The organism is Streptomyces sp. NRRL S-920 (genome assembly GCF_000717945.1).
Lineage (GTDB): Bacteria > Actinomycetota > Actinomycetes > Streptomycetales > Streptomycetaceae > Streptomyces > Streptomyces alboniger.
Map to the genome: position 1 here is coordinate 1 of NZ_JODF01000077.1, position 21157 is coordinate 21157.

Sequence of the window (21157 nt, forward strand, 5' to 3'; positions counted from 1 at the left end):
CTCCAGTACGAGGGCCAGATCTCGGCCGGCGACGGTGATCTGGTCGGCGGCGCCGGGCGGTACTCGGTGGCCAGGGCGTCCCGGGCGAGGGTGCCGGGCAGCGTGGGTCCGCGGGAGGTGTCGGGCGCGGGCGGGGCGGGCTGCTGCTCGGCGGCCGCCTTGTGCGCGTTGCGGCGGGACAGTTCGTCGAGGAGGTCCTGCTCCTCGCCGCCGCGGAGCAGCAGCAGGACGAACGGGTCGGCGTCCAGGAGGCGGGCCGTCTGATAGGCGAGGGCGGCCGCGTGTTTGCAGGGGTGGCCGCGGTCCGGGCAGGTGCAGGACGGCGCGAGTTCGCGGGCGCCCGGCAGGAGAGGGACGTCCGCGCGGGCCGCCGCGTCGGCGAGGGCGTGCGGCATGTCCTTGTCGAGCAGTGCCGCGATGTGCGCGGGGTCGGTGGCCACCGCGTCCAGGAAGCGGTCCCAGTGGTCGGGGAGCATCGTGCGCAGGCGGATCTCCGCGCGGTAGGGGCGGGGGCGGCTGCCGTGGACGTACGCGACGATGCGGCCCGGCGCGACGGTGATCGTGTCGACCGCGCCTTCACGGGCGTACGCCCGGCCGCGCGCCAGGCGTGCCTGGTCCAGGGCGCTCTCCTCCAGTGCGCCGATCCAGGCGTTCCCCCACCAGGAGGCGGCGAAGGGCGCGTCGGGGTCGGGGTGCGCCGGCAGGGCGGGGAAGACGCGGCCGCTGCCCATGCGGCTCGTCTCGCTCATGCCGCTGGCCCGGCCCAGGCCTCCACCGCCCAGGGCGCCACCGCGCGGGCTCACGCCGTCCTCCGCAGCGCCACCAGGTCCGCCAGCTCCGCGTCGGACAGCTCGGTGAGCGCGGTTTCGCCGCCCTCGCCGAGCACCGCGTCCGCCAACGCCTTCTTCGCCGCGAGGAGTTCGGCGACGCGGTCCTCGACCGTGCCCTCCGTGACCAGGCGGTGCACCTGCACCGGCTGGGTCTGCCCGATGCGGTAGGCGCGGTCGGTGGCCTGTTCCTCGACGGCGGGGTTCCACCAGCGGTCGTAGTGGATGACGTGGCCCGCCCGGGTGAGGTTGAGGCCGGTGCCCGCCGCCTTCAGGGACAGCAGGAAGACGGGGACCTCGCCCGACTGGAAGCGGTCCACCATCTCCTCGCGCCGGGCGACCGGAGTCCCGCCGTGCAGCAGCTGGCAGGGGATGCCCCTGGACGACAGGTGGGTCTGGAGGAGGCGGGCCATCTCCACGTACTGCGTGAAGACCAGGACCGCGCCCGCGCTGTCCGACTCCGTGAGGATCGTGTCGAGGAGTTCGTCGAGCAGCTCCAGCTTGCCGGAGCGCGCCCGGCCCGAGCGCGTCGTGAGCACGCCGTCCTTCAGATACTGCGCGGGGTGGTTGCAGATCTGCTTCAGCGCCATGAGCAGCTTCATCACCAGGCCGCGGCGGGCGATGCCGTCCGAGGCCTCGATACGGGCCAGCGTCTCGCGCACCACCGCCTCGTAGAGCGAGACCTGTTCGCGGGTGAGGGTGACGGGGTGGTCGGTCTCCGTCTTCGGCGGCAGTTCCGGCGCGATGCCCGGGTCGGACTTCTTGCGGCGCAGGAGGAAGGGCCGGACGAGACGGGCGAGGCGGGCCAGCGCCTCGTCGTTCGCGCCGGTCCCGCCGGGGTCGCCGCCCTCCACCAGGCGGGCGTGCCGGGCGCGGAACGCCTTCAGGGGGCCGAGCAGGCCGGGGGTCGTCCAGTCGAGCAGGGCCCACAGCTCGGAGAGGTTGTTCTCCACGGGGGTGCCGGTGAGGGCGACGCGAGCCGGGGAGGGGATCGTGCGCAGCGCCTTCGCCGTCGCCGCGTGCGGGTTCTTGACGTGCTGCGCCTCGTCGGCGACGACCAGCCCCCAGGTCCTGTCGGCCAGTTCGGCAGCGCTCGTACGCATCGTGGCGTACGTGGTGAGGACGAAGCCGCCGGTCAGGCCGTCGAGGCTGCGGGCGGGGCCGTGGAAGCGGCGTACCGGGACGCCCGGCGCGAACCGCTCGATCTCCCGCTGCCAGTTGCCGAGCAGCGATGCCGGGCAGACCACGAGCGTCGGCGCGGGGTGCGCCCGGTGGAGGTGGAGCGCGATCAGCGTGATCGTCTTGCCGAGGCCCATGTCGTCGGCGAGGCAGCCGCCGAGGCCGAGCGAGGTCATGCGGTCCAGCCAGGCCAGGCCGCGCAGTTGGTAGTCGCGCAGGGTCGCGTGCAGTCCCGGGGGCTGGGCGATCGTGTCGAGGTCGTCCGTCACGCGCTCGCGCAGCCGGGCGAGCGCGCCGAGGGGCACGGCGGGCACCTGCTCGCCGTCGACCTCCGCGGTGCCGGTGAGCGCGACCGAGAGGGCGTCCACCGGGTCGAGCAGGCCGAGGTCGCGCTTGCGTGCCTTGCGTACGAGCGCGGGGTCGACCAGGACCCATTGGTCACGGAGGCGGACCACCGGGCGGTGCGCCTCCGCCAGCAGGTCTAGCTCCGCCTCGGTCAGTGGGTCGCCGGGCTGGTCGCCGAGCGCCAACTGCCAGCGGAATTGCAGGAGTTCCTCGGTCTTGAAGAAGTCGAAGTTGTCGGCTGCCGTGCCGGGGGCGGGGCGGACGACGGCCGTCGCGATGAGGCCGCGGGTCAGCTCCCGCGGCCAGTGGACGGCCACCCCAGCCGCGCCGAGCCGGCCGGCGGCCGCGCCCAGCAGGTCGTACAGCTCCTCCTCGCTCAGCGGCAGCACGTCGGGGCGGGGCCGCTCCAGGAGCCGGGCGAGCGGGGGCCATACGCGGGCGGCGCGGCGCACGGCGAGCAGGGTGTCGACCCTGGCGCGCGGGCCGAAGTGGTCGGCGCCCGCCCAGAGTCCGGGCACGTCGGTCACCAGGGAGGGATCGGAGAGGCTGTGCACCTGCACGACGGCGGCCGCGGGGCTCGCCACGGCCGCGCGGGGCACCTCCTGCGGAGTGTCACCCTCGCCTCTCGGGCCCGACCCTCCCGCGTCGGAACCGGGTCCTCCGCCGGACCCCGCCCCCGCCCCCGTCCCCTCGCCCACGTCGAACACCTCGTGGGCCCGCAGATCGAGCCGCAAGGACACCCGCACTCCCGCGTCCACCCCGGCCGCGACCTCCGCGGCCCACTCGCGCGCGCCCGGCAGCCGCTGCGGCTCGCGCGCGGCGAAGGGGGCGCCGACGGCGTGCGGGGCGGCGGGGGTGCGGGGCAGCACGTCCACCACGGCGTCCACGAAGGCTCTGACCAGGGCGAACGGCTCGGGCAGGAGCAGGGGCCCGCTGCCCGGCAGCGGTACGGCGTGCCCCTCGGCGGGCAGGGCGGCGGCGATGGCCCGCAGCTGGGCGACGTCGGTCTCGTCCAGGGGGCCCGCGCGCCACGCGTCGTGATCGTCCGCGGTGAGTCCGGGCAGCAGTCTGCCCCGGGCGGCCAGATGGAGTGCGTGCCGGGCGGCCGCGGCCCAGCAGGCGGCGGCGGGATGCGGGCGCGCGGCGCGCAACAGGAGCGGCACGGCGTCGGCGACCGGCAGGAACAGCGCTGGCACGGTCCGGGCGCGGGCGCCTTTGCCGTGCTTACGGGCGACGAGGAGGTCGCCCCGCGTGGGAGGGGGGCCACCTGCCGCCGACTCCCCCCGCACCACCTCGGCCACCTCCGCCGCCCCGGCTGCCCCGGCCGCCCCCGGAAGCTCTCCCCCGTCCGCCCGCCAGAAAGCGACCCGGCCCTCCCTCGGCACCTCCGCCGGAAGGAAGACGGCCGCGCAGGAACGTACGAGGAGAGCGTGCTCGGCCGCCACGGGCGACACGGCCGTCGCCGCCGACTCCGCCTCCACCGTCATCGCCCTCACCTCGCTCAGCCCCTGCTCACCCTGCTCACGCCACCCGTCCCCCACGCTCGCCACCCTAGGCGAGACCACTGACAACGCCCGCGGCCCGGCACTCGCGCGCCCTGCCCGCCCACCCCGCACCTCGACCACGCAGGACTAGAAGGAAACTTTCCTAACAATAATTGGCCCAGGTTCTTGACGCGAACATGCCCTGTCGCCAGGATTCCCCGAGACGGCTCGGAACCCCCCACCAACCGAGGAGACGGACATGTCGCCCACCCCCCGCGCCATGAACGCCCGTACGACCAACATCCGTGCACGCAAGGCCCGTTGGGGCATCCCTGTCGCTGCGGGCTCCGCACTCGCCCTGGTCGGCGGCGTCCTGCTCTGGTCGCCCGCCGAGGAGGCCGGCGCCTCCCCCGCCGCCGGGCCCAGGGCGGGCTTCACGGCGGTCGCCGCCGGTGACATCGCCGAGCAGTGCACCGCGAGCAGCAGCAGCTGCAAGCACCCCAAGACCGCGGCCCTGGTGAAGCAGATCAACCCGTCCTTCGTGATGACCATGGGCGACAACCAGTACGACGACGCCCGCCTGAAGGACTTCAAGAACTACTACGACAAGAGCTGGGGCGCCTTCAAGAGCAAGACCCGTCCCGTCCCCGGCAACCACGAGACCTACGACCCGGCCGGCTCGCTCGCGGGCTACAAGTCCTACTTCGGGTCCATCGCCTACCCCCGGGGCAAGAGCTACTACAGCTTCGACCAGGACAACTGGCACTTCATCGCGCTCGACTCCAACAGCTTCGACGACGACGAACAGATCGACTGGCTCAAGGCCGACCTCGCCGCCAACTCCAAGAAGTGCGTGGCCGCGTACTGGCACCACCCGCTCTTCTCCTCCGGCGGGCACGGCAACGACCCCGTCAGCCGTCCCGTCTGGAAGCTGCTGTACGCCAACAAGGCCGAACTGGTCCTCAACGGCCACGACCACCACTACGAGCGGTTCGCACCCCAGAACCCGGACGGCAGGGCCGACGCCAACGGCATCGTCGAGATCCTCGGCGGCATGGGCGGCGCCAACCCGTACGACATCGAGGAAGTGCAGCCCAACAGCCAGAAGCGGATCACCAAGAGCTTCGGCGTCGTCAAGCTGAACTTCACCGACACCGGGTTCTCCTGGAACCTCGTCGCCACGGACGGCTCGACGAAGGACACCAGCCCCTCCTACAGCTGCCGCTGAGACGAGCGGGCATGTATCTGGCCACCACCGACGCGGTCGCCAAGGCCGCACAGAAGCCGCAGAAGCCCGAGACCTCGGAGAAGTCCGAGGCCCGGCGCGGCCGCGTCGCCGGACCCGTCCTCGCGCTCGGCGCGGTCAGCCTGGTCACCGACATCTCCTCCGAGATGGTCACCGCCGTCCTTCCGCTCTACTTCGTCCTCCAACTCGGTCTCACTCCCCTCCAGTTCGGTTTCCTCGACGGGCTCTACAACGGAGTCACGGCCCTGGTGCGGCTGGCCGGAGGGTACGCGGCCGACCGCGGCGGGCGGCACAAGCTCGTCGCCGGTGGCGGCTACGCCCTCTCCGCGCTCTCCCGGCTCGGGCTGCTCCTCGCGGGCGGCGCCACCGCCGGGATCGGCGCCGCGCTCGCCGCCGACCGCGTAGGCAAGGGCGTGCGGACCGCGCCGCGTGACGCGCTGATCTCGCTGAGCGGCCCGCCCGAGACGCTGGGCCGCGCCTTCGGCGTGCACCGGGCGATGGACACCACGGGGGCGCTCCTCGGACCGCTCGCCGCGTTCGCGCTGCTGTGGGCGACCGCGGACGCCTACGACGCGGTGTTCGTGGTGAGCTTCTGCTTCGGGCTGCTCGGGGTGCTGCTGCTGGTCCTGTTCGTGCCCGGCCGCCGGGAGCTGCCGCCCCCGAAGCCTCGGGACCCGGCCGCGCGCGACCCGAGGGCACTCGCCCTGCTCCGCGTCCCCGCCTTCCGGCGCGTCCTGCTCGCCGCCTCGCTGCTGGGCGCGGCCACCATCGGCGACGCGTTCCTCTACCTCCTCCTGCAACGGCGGCTCGACTTCGCCGTCTCGTGGTTCCCGCTCCTGCCGCTCGGCGCCGCCGCCGTCTATCTGCTGCTCGCCGTTCCGGCGGGGCGGCTCGCCGACCGCGTCGGGCGCCGCGCGCCCTTCCTCGCCGGGCACGTGGCGCTCCTGTGCGGTTACGTCCTTCTGCTCGCGCCCACCGACGGCTGGCCGCTGCTCATCGGCGTCCTGCTGCTCATCGGCGTCTTCTACGCCGCCACCGACGGCGTCCTGATGGCCCTGGCCACGCCCGTGGTGCCCCGCGAGCGCCGGGCCCGCGGCATGGCCGTGCTCCAGACCGGACAGGCCCTCGCCCGGCTCCTCGCCGCCGCGGGATTCGGCGCCGCCTGGACGCTGTGGGGCATCGGCACGGCGCTGACCTGCGCGGTCATCGCCCTGGCGGTGGCGCTCGCAGGGGCGGCCGCGCTGCTGCCCCGTACCGAAAGGACCCCATGACTCCGTCCGCCCCCACCGCGCCACGGTCGCTGCGCTCCCGGATCATCGCGGTCGCCGTGGCCGCCGCCGTCCTCGCGGGCGTCGCCGTCGCGTACACCCTGCACGCGGCCCGGAGCGCCCAATCCGCCGACGCCGCTTCGGAGTTCGGGCTCGACCGAGGGCAGCTCTACTTCCGGAGCACCGAGGCGGGTGGCGCGGGCCGCGTCGCCCGCCTGCCCGCGCCCGGAGAAGCCACGCCCGGAGAAGCGGCGCCCGGCAAGGCCGCACCCGGTGAGGCCGCGCACCAGGCCGCCCGCACCACTGGCGGCCCGTCCTGCGAACGCTTCTACGCCGCCGCCCGCACGGCTCTGTGCCTGCAACGCCGCCCCGGGATCCCGCCCAAGTCATACGCGGTCGTCCTCGACGAACGCCTGCGCGAGAAGCGCCGCATCGCGCTGACCGGCATCCCCAACCGGGCCCGCGTCTCCGCGTCGGGCCGGATGCTGTCCTGGACGATGTTCGCCACCGGCGACTCCTACGCGGGCTCCTCCTTCTCCACCCGCACCTCGATCCTGGACACCCGCACCGGCTATCTGATCAAGAACATGGAGGAGATCCCCCTCACCCTCGACGGCCGCCGGTACCACTCCCCGGACGTCAACTACTGGGGCGTGACGTTCGCCAGGGACGACAACCGCTTCTACGCGACCGTCTCCACCAAGGGCAGGACGTACCTCGTGCGCGGCGACATGAGGAAGTGGGCGGCGACCGCCCTGCGCACGAACGTCGAATGTCCCTCGCTCTCCCCCGACAACACCCGCCTCGCCTTCAAGAAGCGCGTACGGGAGGGGACTCGGGACCCGTGGCGGCTGTACGTCCTGGACCTCCGGACGATGCGCGAGCACCCGCTCGCCGAGCGGCGGAACGTCGACGACCAGGCCGCCTGGCTGGACGACGGCACCCTCGCGTACGCCCTGCCGGGTGCGGACGGCCGCAGGTCGGACATCTGGTCGATCCCCGCCGACGGCTCGGGCAAGCCCGTTCTGCGCGTACGGGGCGGAAGTTCACCGGCGGCGGTGGGCTGAGCCACCCCGCCGAGCCACCCCGCTGGACCATGCCTCCGAGACGCGCCGGGCCGGGCCGGACGCGTACGAAATTCGGATGCGTACGCGTCCGACCCCCCTGCATGATCACCCCATGACCACCCCGGAACGCCTCGTCGTCCCCACCCTCTTCCCGCCTCCGGGATACGCGCACGCGGCCGTCGTCGAAGCGGGCACCCGCCTCGCCTTCATGGCGGGTTCCGTCCCGCTCGACGCCGAGGGGAACCTCGTCGGGGAGGGTGACGTCACCCGCCAGACCGAGCAGGTCATCGCCAACCTCGAAGAGGCCCTGCGGGCGGTGGGCAGCGATCTGTCGCAGGTGGTGGCCAGCACGGTGTACGTCGTCGCCGACGAGTCGCCGCTGCTCACCGAGGCCTGGGAGGTCGTCCGCGCCTCCCGTCTGCACGCGGGCCCGCACACCTCGACGCTGCTCGGCACCACGTGCCTCGGCTACCCCGGCCAGCTCGTGGAGATCACCGCCACCGCCATCGTCCCCCACCTCCCCCTGGAGAACGCGTGATCCCTGCCCCGGTCGAACTGCGCCCGGCAGCCGAGGCGGACGGGACCGCCATCGCCGACGTCTACCTGCGCTCGTACGACGCCGCGCTGCCGACCGTGCGGCGGGCCCATTCCGACGCCGAAGTACGGGAGTTCTTCCGGTACGTCGTCGTGCCGCGCGGCGGCACGTGGCTCGCGGAGGCGGCGGGCGAGACGGTCGGCATGATGGTCCTCGACGGCGACGAGCTGAGCCAGCTCTACCTCGACCCGCGGTGGCGGGGGCGCGGCATCGGCGACCGGTTCGTCGCCCTGGCCAAGGAGCGCAGCCCCGAGGGGCTCTCGCTCTGGACGTTCCAGGTCAACGCCCCGGCCCAGCGGTTCTACACGCGCCACGGCTTCACGGAGGCCGAGCGCACGGACGGCTCGGGCAACGAGGAGCGGGAGCCCGACATCCGCTACGTCTGGACGCCCTAGGGCGTGTCCCGGGCCCGCTGCGCGAGGCCCAGCGCGTACTGCGGCCACCAGCGCCCGGCCCGCGGCCCGCCCCGGCACGTGCCGTCGGACTCGCCCGGCCGCTTGATCCACAGGTAGGCGTCGAGCGCGGGATCGCCCGTGTCGGTGGTGGACGGGGTGCCGAGGGCGCGGCCGGGCGGATTGCACCAGGACTCGTCGCCGTCGTAGGGGCCGTTGCCGTTGCGGCTGCTGTCGATGACGAAGTGCTTGCCGCCGCCGAGCGCGTCGGCGAGCCGGTGTCCGTACTCCAGACTGTCCTCGTTCGTATGGAAGTTGGATACGTTCAGGGCGAAGCCGTCGGCCGCGTCGATCCCGGCGCTGCGCAGCGGCGCGACCAGACGCTGCTCCTCGGGGATCCACCCGGCGTTGCCCGCGTCGAGGTACACCTTCGTGTTCGGCCGGCTCTTGATTCGCTCGACGGCGTGGGCGAGGAGTTCGTAGCGCTCGGCGGCGTCCGCTCCCTCGCAGCCCGCCACCATGTGCGCGACGGCGTCCGGTTCCACGATGACGTACGCGTCCGTGGCGCCGAGCCCCGCGGCGAAGTCGTCGATCCACTGGCGGTAGTGCCCGGCGTCGAGGGCGCCGCCGGACGAGTACGCGCCGCAGTCGCGGTACGGGATGAAGTAGGCGACGAACACCGGGGTGCGTTCCGCCATCGCCGCCGCCCCCATATGGGCCCGCACGACGGCCCCGGGCCCGTCCTCGTTGAGCCACACGGCCTGGGGCCGCTGCGCGATGCGGTCGATGATCCTGGCGTCGTCGAGGCGTCCCTCCGCCCGCCACTCGGCGGCCTGCCGGGCGGCGGCGCTGTCCGGGTCGACCCAGAAGACAGGGGCGGCCCCGGGGGCGGCGCCCGCCGCGGCCGTACCGCCGGTGGCGGCCGCGCCGAGCAGGAGGACGGCGGTGAGGACCACCCGGGAGAGCGGGAATCGAGGCCGGGGACGGGCGCGGCGAGAGGGCGACTGGGACACCGGGCGGCTCCAGATGGTCGGCGCCGGACCTGCCCGGCGCGTTCCCCGGAGTCTGCGGCGACCGCGCCAGCGACGGCAGCCGGAACCCCAGCAGAGCGCGGCAAAACCACCCTCTCGGCGGCGTGTCCCGTACCCACCGGCCCGCCCGCGGTAGCGTCGGCCCGCCCGCAGGAGCGGCGGCCGGCTCTCAGACCGCCTTCGCGTTCCGCATCCTCCCGTACGCGTACACGCAGCCGGCCAGCGCCAGGTCCGACAGCAGCATGAACCCGATCGAGTACGAGTCCTTGGCGCTGTAGATCGCGCCCATGACCAGCGGCGGGACGAAACCGCCGAGGCCGCCCACCGCGCCGACGATGCCCGTGACCGAGCCGACCTGAGGCTGCGGGGTGACCTGGGAGACGAGGGCGAAGACGCTGCCGCTCGCGGTGCCGAGGCCCGCCGCCATGGCGAGGAAGCAGAGGGTGCCCATCGGGTACAGCGCCGGGTCGAAGGCCTGCATGACGGCGAAGAGGGCGACGACGGCGAGCGCGTAGGAGGTGACCGTGGCCGGGTGGAGCCGGTCGGAGAGCCAGCCGCCGATGGGCCTGAAGACCACGGTGATGAGTGCGAATCCGGCCGCTTTGGTGCCGGCCTCGGTGGGTGAGAGGTCGTACCAGGTCTTGAGGTACGTGGGCAGGTACACGCCGAAGGCGACGATCCCGCCGAAGCCGATCGCGTACAGCGCCGACAGTTCCCAGGTGACCCGCAGCCGCCCGGCCCGGCCGAGCCGGGTGGTGAGCGCGCTGGTGGGTACGGGCCGGTCCGGGCGGTCGGTGATCAGGACCGCGGCGAGCAGCGCGAAGGCGGCCAGCGCGATCGCCACGACGATGAAGGGCAGGTGGTCGCCGTGGTCGGCGATGCGGGGCGTGAAGTAGCCGGAGAGCGCCACGCCGCCCATGCCCATGCCGAAGACGCCGAGGGCGAAGCCTCTGCGGGCGGGCGGGAACCAGGAGTTGACCAGGGGGATGCCGATGGCGAACGTCGTACCGCCGAGCCCCAGCAGGAAGCCGACGGCGAGCATCGCGGCGTAACTGTTCCTGGCGGGGATGATCAGCAGCACCGGGACGATGGTGAGCGCCGAGACCAGGGGGAACATCAGCCGGGCGCCGTAGCGGTCGGTGAGCGCGCCGACGGGGACGCGGCCCAGCGAGCCGACGATCACCGGCACGGCGACCAGCAGCGACTGTTCGAAGGAGCTGAGCCCGAGCCGGTCCTTGAAGTCGCTGCCGAGCGGCGCCACCAGGGCCCAGGCCCAGAAGGTGAGCGTGAACCCGACCGTGGCGACGGCCAGATTGCGGTAGGCGGCGGCAGAGGGCTTGGCTGCGCGAGTGTCGTCCACGTCCTCACGCTAGGGCCTGTCCGGCGGATCATGCCGCGGGCCGCGGGGTCTGGCACCCTGCTCCGCCGGACAGGCCCTGGGAAATCACCGTGCGGCCAGGCTCACTGTGCTGGGCCGTTCGGGTGCAGCCCCGCCTCCGTGGCGGCCGTGCGCAGCACGTCCCGCAGCATCGCGGGCGTCAGCCTGCCCGTGAACGTGTTGCGCTGGCTGACGTGGAAGCAGCCGAAGAGGTCGAGTCCCTTGCCCTCGGGGCCGCCCGGCAGGACCACGTGCGCCCCGTGTCCGAACGCCGGGCGCGGCCTCGGCACCTGCCAGCCCGCCGCCGAGAAGGCGGGCAGCGCGGCCTGCCAGCCGAAGCCGCCGAGCACGACGACCGCCTTGAGCGTCGGGGCGAGCAGCTTCAGCTCGCTCAGCAGCCAGGGGCGGCAGGTGTCGCGCTCCTCCGTGGTGGGCTTGTTGGCGGGCGGGGCGCAGTGCACGGGTGAGGTGATGCGGGTGCCGTACAGGGTCAGACCGTCGTCGGCGCTCTCGGCGGTGGGGCGCGAGGCGAGGCCGACGTCGTACAGCGCCGGATAGAGGAACTCGCCCGAACGGTCGCCGGTGAACATCCGCCCCGTGCGGTTGGCGCCGTGCGCGGCGGGCGCGAGGCCGATGATCAGCAGCGAGGCGTCGTGCGGGCCGAAGCCGGGCACCGGGCGCCCCCAGTACGTCCAGTCCTCGAAGGCGGCGCGCTTGGTGCGCGCGACCTCCTCGCGCCAGTCGACCAGGCGGGGGCAGGCGCGGCATCCGGTGATCCGCTCGTCCAGTTCGCTGAGGCCGTCCATGCCTCCACCGTACGTAACGTACGTTCTTCCCAACCGACGCCCCCGCCCCCGCCCGCTCAGGTCAGCACCGCGCCCAGCGCCACGAACCCGCAGATCAGCAGGAACAGCACGGCGAGCAGCGGCCATACGAACCGCAGGTACCTGTCGTAGCCGACCTTCGCCAGCGCCACGCCGCCGATGGTCACCGCGGTGGTCGGCACCCACAGGTTCATCCAGCCGCTCGCCGCCTGCCAGGCCGTCACGACGACCGCGCGCGGGACGCCGGCGAAGTCGGCGAGCGGGGCGAGGATCGGCATGGCGAGTGTGGCGTGGCCGGAGGTGGAGGGGATCAGGAAGGCGAGCGGGAGGTTCACGACGAAGACGATGACCGCGAAGAGCCCGGACGACGTCCCCTTGACCACGCCCTCGATGGAGTGAAGCACCGTGTCCGTGATCTTCGAGTTGTTCATGATCGTCGTGACGCCGCGGGCTAGCAGGATGACCAGCGCGGGCGAGACGAAGTCGGCCGCGCCCTGGATGATCGTCGAGCTGAGCCGCTGCTCCCCCATCCGCGCGACGAGCCCGATGAGGACGGCCGCGCAGAGGAACAGGGCCGCCAACTGCGGAAACGACCAGCCGAGTTCGAAACCGTACGGGGTGGCGTCGGCGTCGCCGGTGAGCGCGCTCGACCAGGGCACCACCGAGAAGATCATGAAGGCGAAGACGAGCGCCGTCGTGACGAGCACGGTCTTGTGCAGCCGGGTCAGCTCCGGCACCTCGCTCGCGGCGGTCGCGACCCGCTCGCGGTCCCGGTCGCCCGGCAGGAACCCGGACAGGGAGCGTTCGGGGTCACGCCGGACGCGCCTGGCGTAGCGGATGACGTACGCCACCGTGACCGCGGTCAGGACGATCCACATGGCGAAGCGCAGCACGATGCCGTCACCGAGGGAGATGTCGGCGGCGGAGGAGGCCACGCCCGTGGCGAAGGGGTTCACGGTCGAGCACAGCACGCCGACGCCCGCGCCGAGGATGATGGCGCCGACGGCGGTCATGCGGTCGTAGCCGAGGGCGAGCATCAGCGGGACGATCAGCCCGTAGAAGCCGAGCGTCTCCTCGGCGAAGCCCTCGACGGTGCCGAGGACGGAGAAGACGACCATGATCCCGGCGATGAGCAGCGCGCCGCGCTCCCGCAGCCGGTGGGCGAGCCGCCCGATGCCCCGGTCCAGCGCCCCGGTCGCGAAGACCACGGTGATGAAGGCGCCGATGGCGAGCACGAAGAGGAAGACGCCCGCGCTGCCGTACAGCGAGCCCACGTTGTCGGGCGCGACGAACGAGGTCTTCTCGTCCTGGATGCCGTAGAGGCCGTTGACGGGCGCCAGGAACAGGTCGTTGAGGCGGTCGACGAAGGACTGTCCGGAGTCGACGCGGTGGTAGGTGCCCTCGACGGGGGCACCGGAGTCATTGCGGTCGTACTGCCCGGAGGGGATGAGGAAGGCGAGCAGCCAGACGGCGACGGTGACGACGGCGAGGACCGTCAGCGCACTGGGAAAGGTGAACTTCCGCTTCCCCCGCTCCCCCGAGGGCCCTTCGGCCGGGTCCCCGCCGACCGGCGTCTCGGTGGCACTCACACCGCACCGCCTTCCGTACGGAAGCCCGCCGCGTACTCCCGTACGAAGGCGCACAGGGCCACGACCGTGTTGCGCAGTTCGGAGAGGAGGACCCGCTCGTTCGGGGCGTGCAGATTGCACATGCCGTCCTGGGCGCCGAAGAGCAGCACCTCCGCTTCGGGCACCGCCTCGGCGAGGCCGTTGACGAGCGGGATCGAGCCGCCGGTCGCGACGTACGAGGCGTCCGTCCCCCAGGCCTCCTTGAGCGCGGTGAGCGCGGCGCGGTAGGCGGGCCCGCCGGTGGCGGCCTCGTAGCCGGGCCCGGTGTCGCCCGGTGTGACGGTGAGCGGGACACCGAAGGGCTTGAGCGAGCGCAGGTGCTCAACCAGCCTGGCCTGCGCCTCCTTCGGGTCCTGCCGGGGATGGAACCGCAGGTTCAGCTTGGCGCGGGCGTACGGCACGACGGCGGACGCGGCGTGCTCGACGCTCGGCGCGTCCAGGCCGATCACGGTGATCGCGGGCCCGCTCCACAGCCGCTCGCCGAGACTGCCGCTGCCGATCAGCGGCACGCCCTCGCACACACCCGCCAGCGAACGGAACTCCTGCTCCGTGTACGTCGTTCCGCTCCAGCCCTCGCGTCGCAGCCCCTCGACGGCGACGTCCCCGTGTACGTCGTGGAGGGTGCCCAGCGCCTTGAGCAGCACGAGCAGCGCGTCGGGCGCGGCGCCGCCGAACGCGCCGCTGTGGCGCGGCTCGTCGAGGGTGCGGGCCTCGACCACCACCTCGCAGGCGCCGCGCAGTCCGGTGGTGAGGGTGGGGGTGCCGGGGCGGAGGTTGCCGAGGTCGGCGATGACCATGGCATCGCAGGCGAACCGCTCCGGGTCGGTGGGCGGGTAGCCGTCGAAGGCACTGCCGTACTCCTCCTGCCCCTCGATGACGATCTTGACGCCGACCGGTGGGCGTCCCCCGAAGGCCCGCACCATCCCGAGGTGCGCGATGACGTTGCTCTTGTCGTCCGCGATGCCCCGGCCGCGCAGGCCGCCCTCGACGGGGGTCGGCTCGAAGGGCGGCGACCTCCACAGCGACTCGTCGCCCGGCGGCTGCACGTCGTAGTGGCCGTAGAGCAGGACGGTCGGCGCGCCGGTCACCGGGGCCGGGATCTCGCCGTAGACCACGGGGGCGGTGTCCGGCAGGTCGAGCCGCTCGACGCGCGGGACCCCGGCATCGCGCAGCAGTCCGGCCACCAGGTCGTGGGCCTGTTCGACCGGCTCGGCAGGGAAGCCGGGGAAGGCGATCGAGGGGATCGCGGCGAGCCGTTCGAGGTCGGCCCGCAACCCGTCCATCAGGCCGTCGACGGTGGTTTCGAAAGACGTCATGGGCAGCACCCCTGGGAGTCGTACGACACGAGTGGACTGGTTTGCGTGGACCGCTTTGTTGCGATAGACCCGGATTATCGACGGGCGGGGTCAGCGGTTTCCGGACGGCTCGCCGGGGGCCGGGCATGCCGCGCCGGGGCCGGACTATGGTCGGGGCATGGCTTCGGAGACTTCAGGAGGCGGCACGGGCCGCACGCCGGACAGCGCGGCCGGCAGCGCCGCCGCGGGTGGAAGCTCGGTGCGTGTCGACAGCTGGATCTGGTCGGTCCGCCTCGTCAAGACCCGCTCGATGGGCGCCGCGGCCTGCAAGGGCGGGCATGTGCGGGTCAACGGCGAGCGCGTCAAGCCCGCGTACGGCGTGCGCGTGGGCGACGAGGTGCGCCTGCGGCAGCCGGGCGGCCGGGAGCGGATCGTGATCGTCAAGCGCGCCATCCGCAAGCGCGTGGGCGCGCCGGTCGCCGCCGAGGCGTACGTCGACAACAGCCCGCCGCCCCCTCCGCGCGAGGCCGTGGCCCCCGCGGGCATCCGCGACCGCGGCACGGGCCGCCCCACGAAGAGGGACCGCCGCGAGATGGAACGTTTGCGGGGCGTGGAGGGCTAGGGCCTGTCCGGCGGATCATGCCGCGGGCCGCGGGGTCTGGCACACCCGCGCAGAAAGGTGACCGCCACCCAAGTACGGCCTGATCCGCCGGACAGGCCCTAGGCGCCTGGTTCCGCGAGGAACCAGGCGGGCCGGGGCCTCGTTTCCCTGACGGAGCCTTGAGGCCTACCGCCGGAGGCGAGCGATCAGCTTCGGCGTCTCGTCGCGCCGCGCCCACGCGATCCACGCCAGGGGCAGGATCACGACCAGCGGCGTCGCCGCGTTCTCCCCGCCGAACGACGTGAGCGTCACGATGAACGCGCCGATCATCAGGCCGATGAACGCCGTCGCGGCGACCGAGGAGAGCAGCGGGATCAACAGCGCGATACCGCCGAGCAGTTCCAGCGCGCCGATGGTGTACATGCCGGGCGCACCCCAGCCGAGCTTGTCGAAGGACTCGACGGCGGTGGGGTGCGCGATCAGCTTCGGCACACCGCTCGCGACACCGAAGAACAGGGCGAGCAGCACCTGCACGGTGCGCAACGCGATGCGGGCGCCGCGGCCACGGGGGGCGGTACGGGCGGCGGGGGTGATGGTGGCGGCGGGGGCGGTCACGGTGTCTCCTCGGTGAGCGGTCGGGCGGGCCGCCGCCTCCTCGGGAGCTTCGGCTTGCCGCGCTGTGGTGCTGTCACCGATATAGACAGGTGCACGCCAGGAAAGTCATCGCGCCGGGCCCGGCATCTTCTATGGTGAAAGGAGGAGATGACTTCCGATGATGCGCACAGGCAGTGAGCCGTTGACCGCACGCAGTCCTATGCGGATGCGCTTCTGGTTCAGCGTATGGGGCCTCGCCTGGGCCGCCCTCGGCACGGCCGCGTTCGCGCTCACCGGGCGGACGGGCTGGGCGGTGACGTGCGGGGTGCTCATGGTGGTGGTCGCGGCCGACCTGGCGTGGGTGGTGCACCGCATACGGCAGGGCCCGCACTACCAGCCGGGCCGGGACATCCCGCCGTACGATCCGCCGGACGCCCCCTGACCCCCCTGCCCCCCTGACCCCACGGGCACCCGGCCCCCGGCCCCGGGAGGGGTCAGTCGTCCTTATCGAAGCGGGCCGCCGCCACGTACTCGGGCTGTGGGTCGAGGGCCGCCGCGAGGCGGAAGTGGCGCCGCGCCTGCTCGGGCCGCGCGCCGCGCTCATAGGTACGCGCGAGGGCGAAGTGCGCGAACGCGTTGTCCGGTTCGCGCTCCAGGACGATGCTGAACTCCAGCTCGGCGGCGCGCAGTTGCGCGGCGGCGAAGAAGGCGCGCGCCCGCAGCAGCCGGGCCGCGGTGTTCTCGGGGTGGGCGGCGATGACCGTGTCGAGGAGTTTCACCGCGCCGCGGGGATCCCGCGCGGCAAGGAGCTGCTCCGCCGCACGGAAGTCGATGACATGAGTCTCCGGGGTTATTTCGGGCACGCTGGACTCCTTCCCTCGCTCCCCTGGGTCAACGCCCGTCGCGGCCGTCCCTATTCCACACGGACAGCCGGCCACCGGAGGCCGGTGGCCTACGGACGAGCAGCCCTGCGCGCAAGCTCCGCCCAGACCTCGACGACCCGCTCCCCGAGCCCGTCGAGGGGGCCGTCGTTGTCGATCACGATGTCCGCGATCTCCAGGCGCTTCTCGCGGGTGGCCTGCGCGGCCATCCGCGCGCGGGCGTCCTCCTCGCTCATGCCGCGCAGCCGCACCAGACGCGCCAGCTGGGTCTCGGGGCTCGCGTCGACGACGACCACGACGTCGTACAGCGGGGCGAGGCCGTTCTCGGCGAGCAGCGGCACGTCGTGGACGACCACCGCGTCGTCGGACGCGGACTGTTCGAGTTCGGCGGAGCGGGCGCCGACCAGCGGGTGCACGATCGAGTTGAGGGCGGCCAGCTTCTCGGCGTCGGCGAAGACGATCGCGCCGAGCCGCGGCCGGTCCAGGGAGCCGTCCGGCGCCAGGACTTCTGGCCCGAAGGCCTCGACGACGGCCGCCAGGCCGGGAGTTCCGGGCTCCACGACCTCGCGCGCGATCTTGTCGGCGTCGATCAGGACGGCACCGGACGCGACAAGGAGCCGCGAGACCTCACTCTTGCCGGCGCCGATTCCGCCGGTCAGACCTACCTTCAGCATGACCGGCAGCTTAGGGCCTGCGGTTACGCGTCGCCCTCCCGCTCGGCGAGGAAGCGTTCGAATTCGCGGCCGATCTCGTCGGCGGACGGGATGTCGGCCGGCTCGGCGAGCATATTGCCCCGCTCCTGCGCGCCCGCGGCCGCGTCGTACTGGTGCTCAAGTCCCTGGACCAGCGCGACGAGTTCCTCGTCGCCCTCCTGGATCTGCCGGTCGATCTCGGTCTGGGTGCGGTGCGCCTCCGTACGCAGTCCGTGCGCTACGCCGGGGAGCACGAGCCCGGTGGCGGCGGTGATCGCCTCAAGGACCGTGAGGGCCGCGTCGGGGTACGCCGAGCGCGCGATGTAGTGCGGGACGTGCGCGGCGACGCCCAGCACGTCGTGACCGGCCTCCAGGAGGCGGTACTCGACGAGGGAGGCCGCGCTGCCCGGCACCTGCGCCTCGTCGAAGGGGCTGCGGTGCCCCGGCACCAGGTCGGTGCGGTTGCCGTGCGGAGTGAGGCCGACGGGGCGGGTGTGCGGCACGCCCATGGGGATGCCGTGGAAGTTCACCGAGAGGCGCACGCCGAGCCGTTCCACGATCTGCTGGACGGCGCCCGCGAAGCGCTCCCACTCGATGTCCGGCTCGGGCCCGGAGAGCAGCAGGAAGGGCGCGCCCGTGGCGTCCTGGACGAGGCGGACGTCGAGCGTCGGGACCTCGTAGTCGCTCCAGCGGTCGCGCCGGAAGGTGAGCAGCGGGCGGCGCGCGCGGTAGTCGACGAGCCGGTCGTGGTCGAATCTCGCCACCACCTGCCCGGGAAGGCTGTCGGTGAGCCGCTCGACGATCTGGTCGCCGGTCTCGCCCGCGTCGATGTATCCGTCGAAGTGGTAGAGCATGACCAGTCCGGCCGACTCCTGGGCGAGCGCCATGTCGACGACGGCGAGGCCCTTCGGCTCCCATGCGTACAAACCCTGCGGATCAAGCACTGTGACCGCTCCTCCTCGTGTTCGTAACGGAGAACGTACGCAGGGCCACGGGCATTCCCGCCGACGGGCCCCGAAGGGGCCGGGGAACTGCACGAGCAACCACGTACCTGCCCGCGGGCACAGCACTGCGGGCCCGCACCCCCGAAGGGATGCGGGCCCGCAGCGTAGTTCAGCTACAACCGCCTAGAGGCGAGCGTCAGCTCTGGCCACCGGCCAGCTTCTCGCGAAGCGCGGCGAGCGCCTCGTCCGAAGCCAGGGCGCCGGAGTTGTCGTCCGACTCCGAGGAGTAGGAACCGCCGCCGCCACCGCTGGACGCGGCCGGAGCGGCGCCGGCCGGAGCCGCCGCACCCTCGGCCTCGGCCTGGGCGTCGGCCTCGCGCGACTTGATGACCTGAGCCTGGTGCTGCTCGAAGCGCTGCTGCGCCTCGGCGTACTGGGTCTCCCAGGCCTCGCGCTGGGTCTCGTAGCCCTCGAGCCAGTCGTTGGTCTCGGGGTCGAAGCCCTCGGGGTAGATGTAGTTGCCCTGGTCGTCGTAGGACGCGGCCATGCCGTACAGGGTCGGGTCGAACTCGACGACCGACGGGTCGGCGCCGAAGGACTCGTTGGCCTGCTTCAGCGACAGCGAGATCCGGCGACGCTCGAGGTCGATGTCGATGACCTTGACGAAGATCTCGTCGTTGACCTGGACGACCTGCTCCGGGATCTCCACGTGGCGCTCGGCCAGCTCGGAGATGTGGACCAGGCCTTCGATGCCCTCGTCGACGCGCACGAACGCACCGAACGGAACGAGCTTGGTGACCTTACCGGGAACGACCTGCCCGATCTGGTGCGTGCGGGCGAACTGCTGCCACGGGTCTTCCTGCGTCGCCTTGAGCGACAGGGAGACACGCTCGCGGTCCATGTCCACGTCGAGAACCTCGACGGTGACTTCCTGGCCGACCTCGACGACCTCGGAGGGGTGGTCGATGTGCTTCCAGGAAAGCTCGGAGACGTGGACGAGACCGTCGACGCCGCCGAGGTCCACGAACGCACCGAAGTTGACGATCGAGGAAACGACGCCGGAGCGGACCTGGCCCTTCTGGAGGGTCGTGAGGAAGGTCTGGCGGACCTCGCTCTGGGTCTGCTCGAGCCAGGCACGGCGGGACAGGACCACGTTGTTGCGGTTCTTGTCCAGCTCGATGATCTTGGCCTCGAGCTCCTTGCCCACGTAGGGCTGGAGGTCGCGGACGCGGCGCATCTCGACGAGGGAGGCCGGCAGGAAGCCACGGAGGCCGATGTCGAGGATGAGACCACCCTTGACGACCTCGATGACGGTACCGGTGACGATCCCGTCCTCTTCCTTGATCTTCTCGATCGTGCCCCAGGCACGCTCGTACTGAGCGCGCTTCTTGGACAGGATGAGACGGCCTTCCTTGTCCTCCTTCTGGAGAACCAGGGCCTCGATCTCGTCGCCGACCTTGACGACCTCGTTCGGGTCGACGTCGTGCTTGATCGAGAGCTCGCGGCTCGGGATAACGCCTTCGGTCTTGTAACCGATGTCGAGCAGGACCTCGTCCCGGTCGACCTTCACGATGACGCCGTCGACGATGTCGCCGTCGTTGAAGTACTTGATCGTCTCGTCGATCGCGGCGAGGAAGGCTTCCTCGTTACCGATGTCGTTGACCGCTACCTGCGGGGTGGTGGCGGTGGTCTCGGTGCTGCTCGTCATGTGGGTTAGGGCTCCGGTACGGACATTGAAGTCGTAGGTACTGCAACGCCGGGAGCCGATTTCGCTCTGAAGAAGCCGGACAGCCAAGGAGGCGCGACTTCCGGCAAGGGAAGACGCCTCGACAACCGAGGGGACATACAACAGACGCGAGCGCAGCCTGCTATGTCTGAGGAGCGCAGGCTCGCAGCGCAACTTGTAGCATACGGGGACGGCCGGACAGGGTCAATGCGCGAAGGCGTACACCCGGGGCGGAACGCCGCATACCCGGCACAAAACCTGTCGCCTGAGGCCACACGGGCCGTACGGCGCCCCCTTCGCGACGAGATTCGACGGGGGATACGGAAGATTACGACGATGGAGCCGATCATCCAAGAGTCCGAGCTGCCCGAGCCCGAGGCCACCCGCCGTGACGCGAATGTCACGGAGAGCAGTCGCGCGAACCGCGGCTGGTGGGACCGGAACGCCGACGAGTACCAGATCGAGCACGGCACGTTCCTCGGGGACGACCGCTTCGTATGGGGACCCGAGGGGCTCGACGAGGTGGAGGCTGAGCTGCTCGGCCCGCCCGAGGACCTCAAGGGCAAGGACGTCCTGGAGATCGGCGCCGGCGCCGCCCAGTGCTCGCGCTGGCTGCTCTCCCAGGGCGCGCGGCCCGTGGCCCTCGACCTCTCGCACCGCCAGCTCCAGCACGCGCTGCGGATCGGCGGCTCGGTGCCTCTCGTGCAGGCCGACGCGGGAGTGCTGCCCTTCAAGGACGGCGCCTTCGACCTCGCCTGCTCCGCCTACGGGGCGCTGCCCTTCGTCGCGGACCCGGTGCTGGTCCTCAAGGAGGTGCACCGCGTGCTGCGGCCCGGCGGCCGTTTCGTCTTCTCCGCGACGCATCCGATCCGCTGGGCCTTCCCGGACGAGCCGGGACCGGAGGGGCTCTCCGTGGCGGCCTCCTACTTCGACCGCACTCCTTATGTGGAGCAGGACGAGGAGGGCAACGCCGTCTACGTGGAGCACCACAGGACGATCGGCGACCGGGTGCGGGACATCGTGGCGGGCGGTTTCCGCCTCGTCGACATCGTGGAGCCGGAGTGGCCCGCCTGGAACACCCAGGAGTGGGGCGGCTGGTCGCCGCTGCGCGGAAACCTGATCCCGGGGACGGCCATCTACGTATGCGTACGAGACTGAGC

At 72.3% G+C, this 21157-nt stretch carries 20 protein-coding genes; 8 read left to right on the forward strand and 12 right to left on the reverse strand.

Features of this window, described 5'->3' with window-relative positions; all coding sequences use genetic code 11:
- Both IG54_RS0133130 and IG54_RS0133135 read right to left on the reverse strand, forming a co-directional pair.
- Positions 1–803: SWIM zinc finger family protein (locus IG54_RS0133130; protein WP_420712307.1), on the reverse strand; the 803-nt coding region annotated here is incomplete at its 3' end.
- Positions 800–3838 carry a DEAD/DEAH box helicase gene (locus tag IG54_RS0133135; RefSeq protein ID WP_030793362.1) on the reverse strand — a complete coding sequence of 1013 codons (3039 nt, stop codon included), beginning with the start codon at positions 3836–3838 and terminating at the stop codon, positions 800–802. The genes IG54_RS0133135 and IG54_RS0133130, both read right to left, overlap by 4 nt.
- A gap of 256 nt (positions 3839–4094) precedes the next feature.
- Here IG54_RS0133135 and IG54_RS0133140 point away from each other — a divergent pair, with 256 nt between their 5' ends.
- From IG54_RS0133140 to IG54_RS0133160, 5 genes are all read left to right on the forward strand, one after another.
- Positions 4095–5063: a metallophosphoesterase family protein gene (locus IG54_RS0133140; protein WP_030793365.1), complete on the forward strand. Its 969-nt coding sequence runs from the start codon at positions 4095–4097 to the stop codon at positions 5061–5063.
- Between the two features lie 11 nt (positions 5064–5074).
- Positions 5075–6352, forward strand: coding sequence for an MFS transporter (locus IG54_RS0133145; RefSeq protein ID WP_030793368.1), 1278 nt, complete (start codon positions 5075–5077; stop codon positions 6350–6352).
- Positions 6349–7416, forward strand: coding sequence for a hypothetical protein (locus IG54_RS0133150; RefSeq protein ID WP_030793372.1), 1068 nt, complete (start codon positions 6349–6351; stop codon positions 7414–7416). Before IG54_RS0133145 ends, IG54_RS0133150 begins: the two co-directional genes overlap by 4 nt.
- A 112-nt stretch (positions 7417–7528) precedes the next feature.
- A complete protein-coding gene (locus IG54_RS0133155; RefSeq protein WP_037898224.1) occupies positions 7529–7954 on the forward strand; it encodes a RidA family protein in 426 nt (141 codons plus the stop codon).
- Positions 7954–8406: a GNAT family N-acetyltransferase gene (locus tag IG54_RS0133160; protein ID WP_037898228.1), complete on the forward strand. Its 453-nt coding sequence runs from the start codon at positions 7954–7956 to the stop codon at positions 8404–8406. Before IG54_RS0133155 ends, IG54_RS0133160 begins: the two co-directional genes overlap by 1 nt.
- Here IG54_RS0133160 and IG54_RS0133165 read toward each other — a convergent pair.
- The 5 genes from IG54_RS0133165 to IG54_RS0133185 form a co-directional block, all read right to left on the reverse strand.
- Complete coding sequence (locus IG54_RS0133165) at positions 8403–9359, reverse strand: glycoside hydrolase family 6 protein (RefSeq protein WP_051820285.1); 957 nt, start codon at positions 9357–9359, stop codon at positions 8403–8405. The two genes, IG54_RS0133160 and IG54_RS0133165, sit on opposite strands and share 4 nt — an antisense overlap.
- A gap of 244 nt (positions 9360–9603) precedes the next feature.
- Positions 9604–10794, reverse strand: coding sequence for an MFS transporter (locus IG54_RS0133170; RefSeq protein WP_030793383.1), 1191 nt, complete (start codon positions 10792–10794; stop codon positions 9604–9606).
- Positions 10795–10895: 101 nt separating this feature from the next.
- Entirely contained in the window at positions 10896–11618 is a 723-nt protein-coding gene (locus tag IG54_RS0133175; RefSeq protein WP_030793386.1) for a uracil-DNA glycosylase, read from the reverse strand.
- 56 nt (positions 11619–11674) lie between these two features.
- Positions 11675–13135: a YfcC family protein gene (locus IG54_RS0133180; RefSeq protein ID WP_234336445.1), complete on the reverse strand. Its 1461-nt coding sequence runs from the start codon at positions 13133–13135 to the stop codon at positions 11675–11677.
- Positions 13136–13221: 86 nt separating this feature from the next.
- Positions 13222–14580 carry a M20/M25/M40 family metallo-hydrolase gene (locus tag IG54_RS0133185; protein WP_030793395.1) on the reverse strand — a complete coding sequence of 453 codons (1359 nt, stop codon included), beginning with the start codon at positions 14578–14580 and terminating at the stop codon, positions 13222–13224.
- 157 nt (positions 14581–14737) lie between these two features.
- Here IG54_RS0133185 and IG54_RS0133190 point away from each other — a divergent pair, with 157 nt between their 5' ends.
- A complete protein-coding gene (locus IG54_RS0133190; protein WP_030793396.1) occupies positions 14738–15181 on the forward strand; it encodes an RNA-binding S4 domain-containing protein in 444 nt (147 codons plus the stop codon).
- 165 nt (positions 15182–15346) lie between these two features.
- On the opposite strand, the gene IG54_RS0133195 is transcribed toward IG54_RS0133190, so the two are convergent.
- A complete protein-coding gene (locus IG54_RS0133195) occupies positions 15347–15775 on the reverse strand; it encodes a DoxX family protein (RefSeq protein ID WP_030793397.1) in 429 nt (142 codons plus the stop codon).
- A gap of 160 nt (positions 15776–15935) precedes the next feature.
- On the opposite strand from IG54_RS0133195, the gene IG54_RS0133200 reads away from it, so the two are divergent.
- Positions 15936–16196: a DUF6343 family protein gene (locus IG54_RS0133200; protein ID WP_030793399.1), complete on the forward strand. Its 261-nt coding sequence runs from the start codon at positions 15936–15938 to the stop codon at positions 16194–16196.
- 52 nt (positions 16197–16248) lie between these two features.
- Here IG54_RS0133200 and IG54_RS0133205 read toward each other — a convergent pair whose 3' ends face one another.
- The 4 genes from IG54_RS0133205 to rpsA form a co-directional block, all read right to left on the reverse strand.
- Positions 16249–16617, reverse strand: coding sequence for a tetratricopeptide repeat protein (locus IG54_RS0133205; RefSeq protein WP_030793401.1), 369 nt, complete (start codon positions 16615–16617; stop codon positions 16249–16251).
- An 89-nt stretch (positions 16618–16706) separates the two neighbouring features.
- The gene (gene coaE / locus IG54_RS0133210; protein WP_030793403.1) at positions 16707–17309 is read right to left on the reverse strand and encodes a dephospho-CoA kinase; all 603 of its coding nucleotides are present in this window, start codon (positions 17307–17309) and stop codon (positions 16707–16709) included.
- A gap of 23 nt (positions 17310–17332) precedes the next feature.
- Positions 17333–18271 (reverse strand): PAC2 family protein, encoded by a 939-nt coding sequence (locus IG54_RS0133215; RefSeq protein WP_030793405.1) that lies wholly within the window; start codon positions 18269–18271, stop codon positions 17333–17335.
- A gap of 196 nt (positions 18272–18467) precedes the next feature.
- Complete coding sequence (gene rpsA, locus IG54_RS0133220) at positions 18468–19979, reverse strand: 30S ribosomal protein S1 (protein ID WP_030793414.1); 1512 nt, start codon at positions 19977–19979, stop codon at positions 18468–18470.
- Positions 19980–20333: 354 nt separating this feature from the next.
- Here rpsA and IG54_RS0133225 point away from each other — a divergent pair, with 354 nt between their 5' ends.
- Positions 20334–21155 carry a class I SAM-dependent methyltransferase gene (locus tag IG54_RS0133225; protein WP_030793416.1) on the forward strand — a complete coding sequence of 274 codons (822 nt, stop codon included), beginning with the start codon at positions 20334–20336 and terminating at the stop codon, positions 21153–21155.
- Positions 21156–21157: the final 2 nt, after the last annotated feature.

Excerpts from the sequence above, each read along its gene's own strand:
- IG54_RS0133150 (WP_030793372.1), top strand. The coding sequence starts at position 6,349 with ATGACTCCGTCCGCCCCCACCGCGCCACGGTCGCTGCGCTCCCGGATC.
- IG54_RS0133225 (WP_030793416.1), top strand. The coding sequence starts at position 20,334 with ATGGAGCCGATCATCCAAGAGTCCGAGCTGCCCGAGCCCGAGGCCACC.
- IG54_RS0133140 (WP_030793365.1), top strand. The coding sequence starts at position 4,095 with ATGTCGCCCACCCCCCGCGCCATGAACGCCCGTACGACCAACATCCGT.
- IG54_RS0133135 (WP_030793362.1), bottom strand. The coding sequence starts at position 3,838 with ATGACGGTGGAGGCGGAGTCGGCGGCGACGGCCGTGTCGCCCGTGGCG.
- coaE (WP_030793403.1), bottom strand. The coding sequence starts at position 17,309 with ATGCTGAAGGTAGGTCTGACCGGCGGAATCGGCGCCGGCAAGAGTGAG.
- IG54_RS0133200 (WP_030793399.1), top strand. The coding sequence starts at position 15,936 with ATGCGCACAGGCAGTGAGCCGTTGACCGCACGCAGTCCTATGCGGATG.
- IG54_RS0133185 (WP_030793395.1), bottom strand. The coding sequence starts at position 14,580 with ATGACGTCTTTCGAAACCACCGTCGACGGCCTGATGGACGGGTTGCGG.
- IG54_RS0133155 (WP_037898224.1), top strand. The coding sequence starts at position 7,529 with ATGACCACCCCGGAACGCCTCGTCGTCCCCACCCTCTTCCCGCCTCCG.
- IG54_RS0133190 (WP_030793396.1), top strand. The coding sequence starts at position 14,738 with ATGGCTTCGGAGACTTCAGGAGGCGGCACGGGCCGCACGCCGGACAGC.
- IG54_RS0133145 (WP_030793368.1), top strand. The coding sequence starts at position 5,075 with ATGTATCTGGCCACCACCGACGCGGTCGCCAAGGCCGCACAGAAGCCG.
- IG54_RS0133175 (WP_030793386.1), bottom strand. The coding sequence starts at position 11,618 with ATGGACGGCCTCAGCGAACTGGACGAGCGGATCACCGGATGCCGCGCC.
- rpsA (WP_030793414.1), bottom strand. The coding sequence starts at position 19,979 with ATGACGAGCAGCACCGAGACCACCGCCACCACCCCGCAGGTAGCGGTC.